Genomic DNA, 10611 nt, shown 5'->3' with positions numbered 1-10611 from the left:
TAACGAGGGGCAATCGGATTGGTTCCAAACGAGGTCGGAAAAATCATCCGTGGTCCGCCGCCCCGTTTCGTGCCCCCGCGCACCCCGCCCTTCGGAACGGAGCGCCGGCCCTGTCGGTTAGCCCGCAAAGACAGGGAGAGCTCATATGAAAGCAGGATTTGCCGCGTTGGCCGTCTTGTTGTTTGCCGCCGGACCTCTGCTCGCGCAGGGTGGTTCGCCCAGCGGTCGCGGGGCCGTGTCCGGCGATCCCGCCGCAAGCTCGGCCACCCCGCGCGCGGAAACGCCGACCACGGGCGCGGCCACCCGGTCGAACCCCAGCGGCAGCGGCACCTCGAGCTCGGGCGGCAAGGATGACAATGGCGATGCCGGCAGGGACAGGATGCCGGAGAGCGACCGCACCGTGCGGCCGGAGAGCCAGCAACATCATCCCAACGACAAGTAAGACAAGCAAGAGCGGCTATTTGTCCGCCATGGTGCGCTCGGCGTCCTTCACCTGCGAGCGCAACGCCGGCAATTGTCCGCGCGCGAACGCTGCCAGCGCCGCATTGTCGGGCGCCTTCAGATAGCGTTCGAGCAGGGCAATTGCGGAGGCATATTCGGGGATCTGCGCGGCATAAAAGCTTCTGACGTAAGTCGGGCCCTCCGAAGTTTCGGGCTCGGCGAGGCTCGCGCCGGCAGACGACGCCTTGGTGGTTCGCGGCTCGGTACCGATCGCTTCCTGAATCTGCTTCAATGTCTTGTCGCGCTTGGCGGCTTCTTCGGCGCGCAGAGCGGCAAGGTTCTTGATCTCCGCATTGCCCTTGAGGTCGGTGCTCTCAAGAAGGCCCTGCTGGAAGCGGCCGAACGCGTAGAGGCCGCTGATGACTTCGGTTGCCGTCGGTGCGCGGTCGCCTCGTCGTTCGCCGGTGCTGTCGGCGAACGCCGTGGTGGCGAATGCCAGGACCAGTGCCAGAACTATTGCGCCAAGATTCCGCATGCATCTCCAATCGCCGATGGTGCACCTGGTTCCCCGAACGTTACGATGCGGTAAGGGGCGGTTGCGACGCTGGAGTTCCATCCCCAGTTCTTGTTGATGAAACAGTCTGACATTTTCAGGGATAACGCCGACAATTGTCTTCAGCTCGCCGAGCGGGCCGAAGGACAGCCGGCTCACAAACGCTTTTCGCGCATGGCGGATGCGTGGACTGCGCTCGCCAACGAGCAGGATTGGCTTGATGGTGAAGTCCCGCCCGTCGGGGTCCGCACGCCTTCAAAGAGGGAAGCGTAAGCGCTCTCTTTTTCGTGAATCCGCGTGTGAGACCGCTCACGGAAGGCAGGCGACCAATCCAGGATCATCGGGAACAGTCGATCGCTTGGTTTTTGATTCCAGAAGGAGGTTTTGCGATGGCTCCACGTCTGGCTCTTCTTTCACTCATTCTCGCCTTTGGCGTCTCGGTCGCGTTCGCGACGGTGACGACGGTGCGGCAGGTACATCTGGAAAATGCATCGGCTGCGGTCCATGCGGCGCACAGTTAGCGTCACGCCGGAACATTCGACGTGGCGGTGCGTAAGCGCTTCGATACCTCGAGAGGCGAGAGCACATCATGGCCCATTCCCACCACGGCATCGTCAAGGACAAGCGCGCCGAAGAGCAACCGAGCGACAAGCAGCGTGCGCAGACCGTGCACAAGACGGATTCCAGGACGGAGCCGAAGGGTTCGCCGTCGCGTGAGGCGACGCGCGATCCCAAGCTGAACGACAATGCCAAGACGCCCGGCTCCGGCATGACGCCGGATGATTCGGGCGCCGCGCCGAGCGGCTGAATCTGCAAGGAACGAATCCCCGCGCGAAGAGTCGACGGGTTGCTTCCGGTTGTCATGCCCCCGGTGCGCCGGAAGCAATCTCCAAGAACGGCCCTGGCACCCTCCGTGCCGGGGTCGTTTTGTTGACGGATGGCTTCTGTGGATCATTCCCCGGTGCCGTTCTCGGGATCTCCCTGAGTATGTCCCTCAGGTCCGCGGCCAAACACGCCGAAGCTGCTTGACTTCACGCCGGCCGCGGCGTCGACGCCCGCGGCAGCCAGTCCGAACTTGAGGAGTTCGCGGACCGCTGCCGCTCGCGTCGGCATGCGATGTTTGAACCGGAAACTGTCAACAGCGGCCAACTCTTCCGGCGAGAGCATGACCTGAAGGCGCTCGGCGCGAAGGTCGTTCATGGTCGATCACGCAAATTGAGTAGGTTGAGTAGGTTACTCAACGAACCAACTTGGCGGGAGTTCCACAAGAGTCGAGAAAGCCCCCAAATGAGTAAAAATATCAAGCAAAATCAATAAGTTATATTGAAACGACTTTCGCCGTGGCGCATTCTCATGGAAAGGGAGAGAGGCCATGACGGACGAAGTCAGGTTACCCCGCAAGCTTTCCGACGAGCCCGAAGCGCCCAAGCCGGTGCGTCCGAGTCATCAGAAGGTCATCGATCATGTGGAGCGCTGGGCCAACAGCCCGGGCCTCCGGCCGCCGGAGTTGCAGTCTTCCACGGATGCGGAAGCAAGCTAGGGCTTCGCGAAGGGAGAGTCCTTTTCCGATGGCAAATGGGCTGATCGGCGCGGTTTGCGGGAGACGATGCGAAGCTTGCGCCTGAGCCACCAGGTCGACACGGAAACTATAGCCCAAACCGTCAACGCTGCGATGAAAGCAAATGCGACGCTTGCTTCCACTGTGACGTGGAAGACTGCGGCGAAGCCCGCGAGGCCGACGCTGCCCAGCGCCGCCCCTGCCGCATCCAGCGCCGCCGCCTGCTGTCCGCGCCGGCCTCCGCTCAGACCGGCCTTCTCCTTGGCCCGACGTTCGTGGCTTTCGATCAGCGTCGCGCTGGCGCAAAAGATGGCCGGAAGCGCGAGAAAGAGCCCGCCGACCGAGACGCCGAAATGCGAGCCGACGAAGCCCGCCAGCACCGTCGCAAGACCGCCCAGCACGAAGCGAACGGCGTATTCGTACCAGCGAGTCTGTTTCAGAGCCGATGAAGACAGCTTGACCAGCATCAGGCGGCACCTCCAAGACCCGCAAGCAGGCCGAAGGCGACGGCAAGCCATACGGCCAGAGCGATGATCGTGGCCGACAGCGCGGCAAGACGAAGCCTCATCAGCATCTGGCAGACGGCGAAGCTGTAGCAGGCAAGCGCGATTGCGCCATAGATCATCGTCCAGCTTTCGGCCGCGGCATATTGCGCGCCATGCTGGACGATGGCGATGCCGAGGGTGGCCAGCGCGACCGACGGCGCCGCGCCGAGAAGTCCGGCAAAGCTCTTCGGTTTGAGCATGTCGCCCAGGATTGCGAAGGCAGAGACGATGACGCCGCCCGCGATGAAGCGCACGAGATACTCCGTCATCGCCGTGCCCGCGAAACCGTGCGCGACCGCGCCAGCGTCAGCGGGCGAAGCAGCCGCTCGACAGCGATGCCCAAAGTGAAACCGGCCAGCACGTCACTCGCCCAGTGAGCAAGCAGGACAACGCGTGTCAGGGAAAGCCCCACTGCGAGAGCGCGAACCACGCGCCGCGGCCTTGTCGGCAGCAGACCAGCGGCCGAGGCGAGGGCGCCCATGTGCACGGCATGACCGGAGGGAAATGCGTCTTGGGATCGTCCCGATACGGGAATGCCGCGCCAGTGGCCGATGGCCGTCAGCCGATCCGGTCTCGTCTGATCGAACACTGATTTCAGGACATGCGGGAGCACGGCCGTGGCCAGCGATACCAGCAAGAGGTGAGTTGCAGCCGGACGCTGCTCCGGCCGGCGCAATTGGGCGTAGAGCCATCCGGCCGCGGCGAGCCCGATGAGCACGTGCTCGTCGGCTCCCCAAGTCAGCGCCTCGGCCGCATTCTCGAGCCCCGAATTGGTGTGGTTGGCGATCTTGTCGGCGATCGCATGATCGACGCGGGTTGGTTCTACTGTTACGAGTGCCATTGGTCCGTTGTTGGCGAGCTGTCTTCGTGACGGTTTCGTTACGCGCGTGCGACAACGAAAAATCCGATCCGGCGGTTCCTACGGCTGCCCGGATCCGCCGGCGGAGCCATACACCTGGCCGGTCGCATAGCTGGCGTCGGCGGCCGCAAGCTGCACATAGATCGAGGCAAGTTCGGCGGGCTGGCCGGGACGGCCGAGCGGAGTCATGCCGCCGAATTTCTCGAGCTTCTCCATCGTGGCGCCGCCGGACACCTGGAGCGGTGTCCAGATCGGCCCCGGCGCGACGCCATTGACGCGGATGCCCTTGGAGGCGAGTTGCTTGGCCAGCGACTTCACATAGTTCATCGTCGCAGCCTTGGTCTGCGCATAATCGTAGAGATCCGGCGAGGGGTCGTAAGCCTGCTCCGACGTGGTGCCGATGATGCAGGAGCCGGGCTTGAGATGCGGCAGCGCCGCCTTGATGATCCAGAACGGCGCATAGATGTTTGTCTTCATGGTCGCGTCGAAATCGTCGGACGAGACGTCGAGGATGGAGGCGCGGGTCTGCTGCCGCGCCGCGTTGTTGACGATGATGTCGAGCCCGCCGAGGCCGTGCACGGCCTGCTCGACCAGCGTCTTGCAGAAGGCTTCGTCCTTGAGATCGCCCGGGATCGCAAGCCCGGTGCGCCCTTCCTTCCTGATCAGCGCGATCACGTCCTTCGCGTCGGGCTCTTCCGCCGGCAGATAGTTGATCGCGACGTCGGCCCCCTCGCGCGCATACGCGATCGCGGCGGCGCGGCCCATGCCGGAATCGCCGCCGGTGATCAGCGCCCTGCGGCCGGTGAGCCGCCCAGCGCCCTTGTAGCTGGTCTCGCCATGGTCCGGCCGCGGCTCCATTTTGCCGGCGAGGCCCGGCCAGGGCTGCGACTGCTTCTTGAACGGCGGCTTCGGATAGCGGCTGACGGGGTCGATCAGGTCCTGCTCGGCCATCGATGTATCTCCTTTCGCTGTCGAGGCGGCCAGCGAAGCGGCGGCGAGCGTTGTGCTCGCGGCAACTTACTTGGACTGACCGACGCTCGGCGCCTTGCCGAGCTCCTTGGCCATGTCGAGGTGGTGCTTGAGCGCCGGCAGCGTCTTGCCGGCCCAGTCCTTCAGCGCGGAATTGTCACCGCCCTTGGCGTAGCGTTCGAACAGCGACACGGCGTCCTCGTGCGCGCTGACCTGATAGGAATTGTAGTCCGAACTGAAGTCCTTGCCATTTGCCCCCTTGAGCTTGTCGAGCTTGCTCTGGTGCGAGCTGTCGAGCGCCGTCGGCAGGGTTGCCTGCACCTTGCCGTCGCTGACGAGGCCCTTGAGCTCGCCGCTGGTCTTGGTGTGGTCGGTCACCATCTGCTGGGCGAAAGTCTTCTCCCGCGCGTTGCCCTTCTGCTCGGCGAGCTTGCTCGACTCGATCTCGAACATGTCGCTGATGGCGACCTCCTTGACGAAGTCGGCGGTGGTGGGCGCGACGCCGAGCGCCGAGTTGACGCCGGTCTTCTCGCCCAGCGATTGGGCGAGCGCGGGGCCTGCGACAAGCACGCAAGCAAGGGCGATGATGGTGCGTTTCATGGTCCGGTCCCTCCGATTGGGCGCGCGGGCCGTCGCCGCGCGATGTTGCGCCGACCAACACGCCGTACTGCACGAGGTTCCTAACGGCTAGTCCGTGGGATGGCGACCGGTGCGCGGATTGATGGGATCGGTCGGCTTGCGCCGAAGGCGCTCGGGCAGAAACGGCTCGGCCGGCTTGGCGGTCGCGTTGGCGCGCACATCCGCGTGGCGTTGCGCACGCTCATGCGGCGTCCGGTTGTCGTTGAACTGCCAATTCACGTCGACGCCGTCGACGGGATCGTTGATGCCATGTTGGATATCGCGGTAATCGCTCATGGTTCACCTCATTCCTTTCCGGGCAGGATCTTCTCCAGGACCTGTCGAGCCGCCCCCTTGATCGCTCCGCTCTCGTTCGGATCGCCCTTCATCAGGGCGAGCGAAAAGTTCTTCGCCTGCTGCAGCGTGATGTGCGGCGGCAGCGGCGGCACCTCGGGATCGGTCTTCACTTCCAGCACCACGGGCATCTCGCTCGCCAGCGCCTGCTCCCAGGCCGAGCCCAGCAGCTGAGGGCTGTCGACGAAAATGCCGGTGAGGCCGATCATCTCGGCGAAGCGCGAGTAGGCGACGTCGGGAATGCGCTGCGAGGCTTCGAATTTGGGATCGCCGTTGATGACGCGCTGCTCCCAGGTCACCTGGTTGAGATCCTCATTATTGAAGACGCAGACGATGAAGCGCGGATCCTTCCAGTCGCGCCAGTACTTCGCAGCGGTGATCAGCTCGGCCATGTTGTTCATCTGCATCGCACCGTCGCCGACGAGCGCGATCACGGGACGGTCGGGATGGGCGTATTTCGCGGCAAGCGCATAAGGGACCGCGGCGCCCATCGAGGCGAGGCCGCCGGAGAGTGACGCCGTCATGCCGCGGCGCATCTTCAGGTCCCGCGCGAACCAGTTGGCGCACGAGCCGGAATCGCTGGTGATGATCGCGCGGTCGGGCAGGCGCGGAGACAACTCCCAGGCGACGAGCTGCGGATTGACCGGCGCGGCGGGCTGATGCGCGCGCTCGTCCAGGGCCTTCCACCATTTCGTTACGTCGTCCTCGATGCCCTTGCGCCAGGCACCGTCGGTCTTGGGCGCGAGCCGCGGCAGCAATGCGCGCAGCGTCTCGGCGGCGTCGCCGACGAGGCCGACCTCCATGGGAAAGCGGATCGACATCATGCTGGCGTCGATGTCGATCTGCACGCCGCGCGCAACGCCTTCCTCGGGCAGGAATTCGGCGTAGGGAAAGGCGGACCCCACCATCAGCAGCGTGTCGCATTCCATCATCATGTTGTAGCTGGGCTCGGTGCCGAGCAGGCCAATCGAGCCGGTGACCCAGGGCAGGTCATCCGGCAGCGCGGCTTTGCCGAGCAGCGCCTTGGCGCAGCCGGCCGACAGCCGGTCGGCAACGGCAATCACCTCGTCGGTGGCGTGGAGCGCGCCGGCGCCGACGAGAATGGCGACCTTCGTGCCGGCGTTGAGCACCTCCGCGGCGCGGTCGAGCTCGGTTTCGCGCGGCGTGATGCGCGGGGCGCTATAGCCGACACCGGAATGCAGCGTGCCGTGCGCGCGCGGCGGGCTTTCGTAGGGCTCTTCCTGGAGATCGTTGGGCAGGATGATCGCGGCGGGAGTCCGTCGCGCCAGCGCCGTTCGCACCGATCGATCAACCAAATGGCGCACTTGCGAGGGCGAGGATGCCTGCACGACATAGGCGCCGGCGACGTCCTTGAACATCGAGACCAGATCGAGTTCCTGCTGATAGCTCCCGCCCAGCGCATTGCGTGCCTGCTGGCCGACAATCGCCAGCACCGGCTGGTGATCGAGCAGCGCGTCGTAGAGCCCTGTGATGAGATGCGAGGCGCCTGGCCCCGACGTTGCGATGCAGACGCCGAGTCGGCCCGAGAATTTCGCGTAGGCGCTTGCCATGAACGCCGCCATCTCCTCGTGCCGCGCCTGCACGAAACCGATCTTGCCGTCTGCCCGGTTCATCGCGCCGAACACGCCGTTGATGCCGTCGCCTGGATAGCCAAAGATGTGGCGCACGCCCCATTGATGCAGACGCTGGACGATGAAGTCGGAGACAGTCTGGGACATCGCGCGGCCCTTTGTTTCGAGAGCTGTTTGAAACTCAGAGAACCGCTCGTTGCTTGCGATGTTCCTGATCCGCTCGCGGAACACGTACCGGAACGATCGCTCGCCCATCAGGTTGATTCATGCACTGGCTGATGGAGAATTGAGATGCTGAATCAAGGCGAGCTGGATCGCAGCGAGATGGGCCGGCTGATCGGCAGCGACAAGGTCGAGGGAACATCGGTTTACGGCGCCGATCGTAGCCGCATCGGTTCGATCGAACGCGTGATGATCGACAAGGTGAGCGGCAAGGTATCTTACGCGGTGCTCGGCTTTGGCGGCTTCCTCGGGCTCGGCAACGATCACTATCCCTTGCCCTGGCAGTCCCTGAAATACGACACCGAGCTTGGCGGATATGTCACTGGCATCACCGCCAAGGAACTGGCAGGCGCGCCGAAATACGGCGAACGGAGCGATTGGAACTGGGGTGATGACGCTGCAGTTCGCGGTATCAATTCCTACTACGGCGTTCCCTTTGCATAGTGCTGCATAGAAAGGGAGATCGATGAGCAAGGAACGGCCAAACGACGATCCCCGGCAACAGAGTGACTGGGGATCGCACGCCCAGACAGACAAGCCGTGGAAGGGCAATCCGGAGAAAGAGCAGAAGTCGGGCGAGGCAAAGCCCGACCTCGAGAAGTGGCACAAGACGAAGACGCATTGATGATGCGGTGAACGAGGTGTGGGGCGCTTCCGGCGCCTTCCCTACGCTCTGCCAGTAGCTCACACCACCGCTTCCTTCCGCCCCGGTCCCGCATGCACATGCACCTGTTTGGCGTGCAGCGGCTCGCCGCATTCCGAGCACACCATCACCGGATCGAACTGCTTGCCGCAACTCTTGTGCTCATGCAGTAGCGGGCGGCCGCGCTCGTCGCCCATGTGGGTATCGCCCCAATGCACCATCGTCATGATGATCGGGTAGAGGTCGAGGCCCTTCTGCGTCAGGATGCATTCGTAGCGCTTGGGCGCCTCGGAATAGGGGACGCGGCGCAGGATGCCGAAGCGGACCAGCTTCTTCAGCCGTTCCGAGAGCAGGTGCCGCGTGATCTGGAGCGAGGACTGGAACGCCTCGAATCGGCGCACGCGCAAGAAGCAGTCGCGCAGGATCAGCTGGAGGCGCTCGGTCCGAACGCGCTCGACAATCCCGACCTCCTGGTGCCACCATCATCGGTCGCGGACGCCTATTGGCAGCTCTATCAGCAGCCCAAGAGCGCCTGGACCTTCGAGATGGAGATCCGACCCTTCGGAGAGAAATGGTGACCGCGGCACGATAGTCCGGCTAGACTGATCCCAACATCAACAAATCCCGGGGAGGTACTTTAGTGAAGACCGCGATCACCGAACTGTTCGGCATCGAGCATCCCATCATCCAGGGCGGCATGCATTTCGTCGGTTTTGCCGAGCTGGCTGCTGCCGTCTCCAATGCCGGCGGGCTCGGCATCATCACCGGCCTCACGCAGAGGACGCCGGAATTGCTTGCGAAGGAGATCGCGCGTTGCCGCGACATGACCGACAAGCCGTTCGGCGTGAACCTCACCTTCCTGCCGACCTTCTCGGCGCCACCCTATCCAGAATACATCGCCGCCATCGTCGAGGGCGGCATCAAGGCGGTGGAGACCGCGGGCCGCAGCCCGGAGCAATACATGCCGGCGCTGAAGGCCGCCGGCATCAAGGTCATCCACAAATGCACCTCGGTCCGTCATTCGCTGAAGGCCGAGCGCATCGGTTGCGACGCCGTCAGCGTCGACGGTTTTGAATGCGGCGGCCATCCCGGCGAGGACGACATTCCGAATATGATCCTCTTGCCGCGTGCGGCGGAGGAATTGAAGATCCCGTTCGTTGCCTCCGGCGGCATGGCCGATGGGCGCAGCCTCGTCGCGGCACTGTCGCTGGGCGCGGCCGGTATGAACATGGGCACGCGCTTCATCGCCACCCAGGAAGCGCCGGTGCATCAGAACGTGAAAAACGCGCTGGTCGCAGCGACCGAGCTCGATACCCGCCTGATCATGCGCAGCCTGCGCAACACCGAGCGCGTGCTCAGGAATGCCAATGTCGATCGCCTCATCGAGATCGAGCGCGAGAAGGGCGACAAGCTGAAGATCGACGACATCCACGACCAGGTCGCGGGCGTCTATCCCAGGATCATGCTGGAGGGGCAGATGGATGCCGGCGCCTGGAGCTGCGGCATGGTCGCCGGCCTCATCCACGACATCCCCTCCTGCAAGGAACTCGTCGATCGCATCATGGGGGAGGCGGAAACCATCATCCGCAGCCGCCTGATGGGGTTCCTGGATGGGACGGGGGCGACGCGAAAGGTCGCCTGACACCGTCAAACTTCTTAACCACGGCGGCACTTGGCCGCTGGAATTGCGCGCGACGCCTCCTAAATAGGGGTAAATTACCCCATTCAAAATCAATTTCAGGAGGCGTCCGTGGTCCTGAAAAGCGTTCCTTTCGCAATTGCCGTTGCCCTCGTGATCGCGTGGGGCGGCATCGCGCGCGCTGACGACTACAAGCCTGGCGAATATCTCGGCCTCGACCTTTCGAAGGCCGTGCTGTCGCCGAAGCGTCTCGGACCCGAGACGCAATTCGCGCCGGTCGCACTCGAAGCGAAGGGGGGCAACGAGGCGCAGGCCCGCGCCGAGCCGGTCGACGTGCCGAAGAAGGTCGCAGCCGAACGCGTGCACGTGGCCGAGCCGAAGGTCGTGCACGCCAAGCCCGCGCAGCCGCGCGGTGCAGCCCGCGCCAAGCTCGCGCATCGCCGCGGCAATCCGCTGGATGCACAGGCGAGAGATACCCGTATCCAGACCTGGCCATGCCGTTCCGGCGGCATCTGCAACTGGCAGCGCTAGGCGCTTGTTTCGCCTCGTGCACCTTCACTGCATCTCGCCCGTCATCCCCGCGTCGCAAAACCGTAGGCGCGGAGTCAAGAAACCGTA

18 protein-coding genes and 2 pseudogenes are annotated in these 10611 nt (G+C 64.1%); 10 read left to right on the top strand and 10 right to left on the bottom strand.

Annotated elements, in window-relative coordinates; all coding sequences use genetic code 11:
* Window positions 1-145: 145 nt before the first annotated feature.
* Complete coding sequence (locus RAD15_RS32270) at window positions 146-442, top strand: hypothetical protein (RefSeq protein ID WP_458182480.1); 297 nt, start codon at window positions 146-148, stop codon at window positions 440-442.
* Window positions 443-457: 15 nt separating this feature from the next.
* On the opposite strand, the gene RAD15_RS32265 is transcribed toward RAD15_RS32270, so the two are convergent.
* Window positions 458-976, bottom strand: coding sequence for a DUF4142 domain-containing protein (locus RAD15_RS32265; RefSeq protein ID WP_458182479.1), 519 nt, complete (start codon window positions 974-976; stop codon window positions 458-460).
* 96 nt (window positions 977-1072) lie between these two features.
* On the opposite strand from RAD15_RS32265, the gene RAD15_RS32260 reads away from it, so the two are divergent.
* From RAD15_RS32260 to RAD15_RS32250, 3 genes are all read left to right on the top strand, one after another.
* The gene (locus RAD15_RS32260; protein ID WP_458182477.1) at window positions 1073-1267 is read left to right on the top strand and encodes a hypothetical protein; all 195 of its coding nucleotides are present in this window, start codon (window positions 1073-1075) and stop codon (window positions 1265-1267) included.
* Between the two features lie 116 nt (window positions 1268-1383).
* A complete protein-coding gene (locus tag RAD15_RS32255; protein WP_257787559.1) occupies window positions 1384-1515 on the top strand; it encodes a hypothetical protein in 132 nt (43 codons plus the stop codon).
* A gap of 68 nt (window positions 1516-1583) precedes the next feature.
* Complete coding sequence (locus RAD15_RS32250) at window positions 1584-1802, top strand: hypothetical protein (RefSeq protein WP_458182476.1); 219 nt, start codon at window positions 1584-1586, stop codon at window positions 1800-1802.
* 143 nt (window positions 1803-1945) lie between these two features.
* On the opposite strand, the gene RAD15_RS32245 is transcribed toward RAD15_RS32250, so the two are convergent.
* Window positions 1946-2194 (bottom strand): hypothetical protein, encoded by a 249-nt coding sequence (locus RAD15_RS32245; RefSeq protein ID WP_458182475.1) that lies wholly within the window; start codon window positions 2192-2194, stop codon window positions 1946-1948.
* Window positions 2195-2366: 172 nt separating this feature from the next.
* Here RAD15_RS32245 and RAD15_RS32240 point away from each other — a divergent pair, with 172 nt between their 5' ends.
* Window positions 2367-2534, top strand: a complete 168-nt coding sequence (locus RAD15_RS32240) for a hypothetical protein (RefSeq protein ID WP_458182473.1) — start codon at window positions 2367-2369, stop codon at window positions 2532-2534.
* Here the strand turns inward: RAD15_RS32240 and RAD15_RS32235 are convergent.
* From RAD15_RS32235 to RAD15_RS32205, 7 genes are all read right to left on the bottom strand, one after another.
* Window positions 2531-3019: a DUF3147 family protein gene (locus tag RAD15_RS32235; RefSeq protein WP_458182471.1), complete on the bottom strand. Its 489-nt coding sequence runs from the start codon at window positions 3017-3019 to the stop codon at window positions 2531-2533. The two genes, RAD15_RS32240 and RAD15_RS32235, sit on opposite strands and share 4 nt — an antisense overlap.
* Window positions 3019-3366, bottom strand: a complete 348-nt coding sequence (locus tag RAD15_RS32230; RefSeq protein ID WP_458182470.1) for a DUF3147 family protein — start codon at window positions 3364-3366, stop codon at window positions 3019-3021. Before RAD15_RS32230 ends, RAD15_RS32235 begins: the two co-directional genes overlap by 1 nt.
* A complete protein-coding gene (locus tag RAD15_RS32225; protein ID WP_458182467.1) occupies window positions 3363-3938 on the bottom strand; it encodes a phosphatase PAP2 family protein in 576 nt (191 codons plus the stop codon). The genes RAD15_RS32230 and RAD15_RS32225 overlap by 4 nt, the downstream gene beginning before the upstream one ends.
* Window positions 3939-4016: 78 nt before the next feature.
* A complete protein-coding gene (locus RAD15_RS32220; RefSeq protein ID WP_458182466.1) occupies window positions 4017-4907 on the bottom strand; it encodes an SDR family oxidoreductase in 891 nt (296 codons plus the stop codon).
* Between the two features lie 66 nt (window positions 4908-4973).
* On the bottom strand, window positions 4974-5525 hold the full coding sequence (locus RAD15_RS32215; RefSeq protein ID WP_458182464.1) for a DUF4142 domain-containing protein: 552 nt from the start codon (window positions 5523-5525) through the stop codon (window positions 4974-4976).
* Window positions 5526-5612: 87 nt separating this feature from the next.
* A complete protein-coding gene (locus tag RAD15_RS32210; RefSeq protein WP_458182462.1) occupies window positions 5613-5840 on the bottom strand; it encodes a hypothetical protein in 228 nt (75 codons plus the stop codon).
* An 8-nt stretch (window positions 5841-5848) separates the two neighbouring features.
* Window positions 5849-7636, bottom strand: a complete 1788-nt coding sequence (locus RAD15_RS32205) for a thiamine pyrophosphate-requiring protein (protein ID WP_458182460.1) — start codon at window positions 7634-7636, stop codon at window positions 5849-5851.
* A gap of 144 nt (window positions 7637-7780) precedes the next feature.
* On the opposite strand from RAD15_RS32205, the gene RAD15_RS32200 reads away from it, so the two are divergent.
* On the top strand, window positions 7781-8155 hold the full coding sequence (locus RAD15_RS32200) for a PRC-barrel domain-containing protein (protein ID WP_458182458.1): 375 nt from the start codon (window positions 7781-7783) through the stop codon (window positions 8153-8155).
* A gap of 22 nt (window positions 8156-8177) precedes the next feature.
* A complete protein-coding gene (locus RAD15_RS32195; protein WP_458182456.1) occupies window positions 8178-8336 on the top strand; it encodes a hypothetical protein in 159 nt (52 codons plus the stop codon).
* A gap of 59 nt (window positions 8337-8395) precedes the next feature.
* Here the strand turns inward: RAD15_RS32195 and RAD15_RS32190 are convergent.
* Window positions 8396-8782: pseudogene (locus tag RAD15_RS32190) on the bottom strand (winged helix-turn-helix transcriptional regulator); the annotation flags it as partial.
* Between RAD15_RS32190 and RAD15_RS32185 the strand changes: the two are divergent.
* The 3 genes and pseudogenes from RAD15_RS32185 to RAD15_RS32175 all read left to right on the top strand — a co-directional run.
* Window positions 8762-8932 (top strand): annotated as a pseudogene (locus RAD15_RS32185) (short-chain dehydrogenase); the annotation flags it as partial. The pseudogenes RAD15_RS32190 and RAD15_RS32185 overlap by 21 nt on opposite strands.
* A gap of 62 nt (window positions 8933-8994) precedes the next feature.
* Window positions 8995-9996, top strand: coding sequence for an NAD(P)H-dependent flavin oxidoreductase (locus RAD15_RS32180; RefSeq protein WP_458182454.1), 1002 nt, complete (start codon window positions 8995-8997; stop codon window positions 9994-9996).
* Window positions 9997-10104: 108 nt separating this feature from the next.
* Window positions 10105-10524, top strand: coding sequence for a hypothetical protein (locus RAD15_RS32175; protein ID WP_458182452.1), 420 nt, complete (start codon window positions 10105-10107; stop codon window positions 10522-10524).
* The last annotated feature ends 87 nt before the right edge of the window (window positions 10525-10611 follow it).

The sequence above is a fragment of the Bradyrhizobium sp. 14AA genome, from assembly GCF_054185205.1.
This window is presented reverse-complemented; position numbering and strand designations above follow the sequence as displayed.

What these genes read in the sequence shown, in the direction of transcription:
- RAD15_RS32270 (WP_458182480.1), top strand. Translation starts at nt 146, where the DNA reads ATGAAAGCAGGATTTGCCGCGTTGGCCGTCTTGTTGTTTGCCGCCGGA.
- RAD15_RS32265 (WP_458182479.1), bottom strand. Translation starts at nt 976, where the DNA reads ATGCGGAATCTTGGCGCAATAGTTCTGGCACTGGTCCTGGCATTCGCC.
- RAD15_RS32260 (WP_458182477.1), top strand. Translation starts at nt 1,073, where the DNA reads ATGAAACAGTCTGACATTTTCAGGGATAACGCCGACAATTGTCTTCAG.
- RAD15_RS32255 (WP_257787559.1), top strand. Translation starts at nt 1,384, where the DNA reads ATGGCTCCACGTCTGGCTCTTCTTTCACTCATTCTCGCCTTTGGCGTC.
- RAD15_RS32250 (WP_458182476.1), top strand. Translation starts at nt 1,584, where the DNA reads ATGGCCCATTCCCACCACGGCATCGTCAAGGACAAGCGCGCCGAAGAG.
- RAD15_RS32245 (WP_458182475.1), bottom strand. Translation starts at nt 2,194, where the DNA reads ATGAACGACCTTCGCGCCGAGCGCCTTCAGGTCATGCTCTCGCCGGAA.
- RAD15_RS32240 (WP_458182473.1), top strand. Translation starts at nt 2,367, where the DNA reads ATGACGGACGAAGTCAGGTTACCCCGCAAGCTTTCCGACGAGCCCGAA.
- RAD15_RS32235 (WP_458182471.1), bottom strand. Translation starts at nt 3,019, where the DNA reads ATGCTGGTCAAGCTGTCTTCATCGGCTCTGAAACAGACTCGCTGGTAC.
- RAD15_RS32230 (WP_458182470.1), bottom strand. Translation starts at nt 3,366, where the DNA reads ATGACGGAGTATCTCGTGCGCTTCATCGCGGGCGGCGTCATCGTCTCT.
- RAD15_RS32225 (WP_458182467.1), bottom strand. Translation starts at nt 3,938, where the DNA reads ATGGCACTCGTAACAGTAGAACCAACCCGCGTCGATCATGCGATCGCC.
- RAD15_RS32220 (WP_458182466.1), bottom strand. Translation starts at nt 4,907, where the DNA reads ATGGCCGAGCAGGACCTGATCGACCCCGTCAGCCGCTATCCGAAGCCG.
- RAD15_RS32215 (WP_458182464.1), bottom strand. Translation starts at nt 5,525, where the DNA reads ATGAAACGCACCATCATCGCCCTTGCTTGCGTGCTTGTCGCAGGCCCC.
- RAD15_RS32210 (WP_458182462.1), bottom strand. Translation starts at nt 5,840, where the DNA reads ATGAGCGATTACCGCGATATCCAACATGGCATCAACGATCCCGTCGAC.
- RAD15_RS32205 (WP_458182460.1), bottom strand. Translation starts at nt 7,636, where the DNA reads ATGTCCCAGACTGTCTCCGACTTCATCGTCCAGCGTCTGCATCAATGG.
- RAD15_RS32200 (WP_458182458.1), top strand. Translation starts at nt 7,781, where the DNA reads ATGCTGAATCAAGGCGAGCTGGATCGCAGCGAGATGGGCCGGCTGATC.
- RAD15_RS32195 (WP_458182456.1), top strand. Translation starts at nt 8,178, where the DNA reads ATGAGCAAGGAACGGCCAAACGACGATCCCCGGCAACAGAGTGACTGG.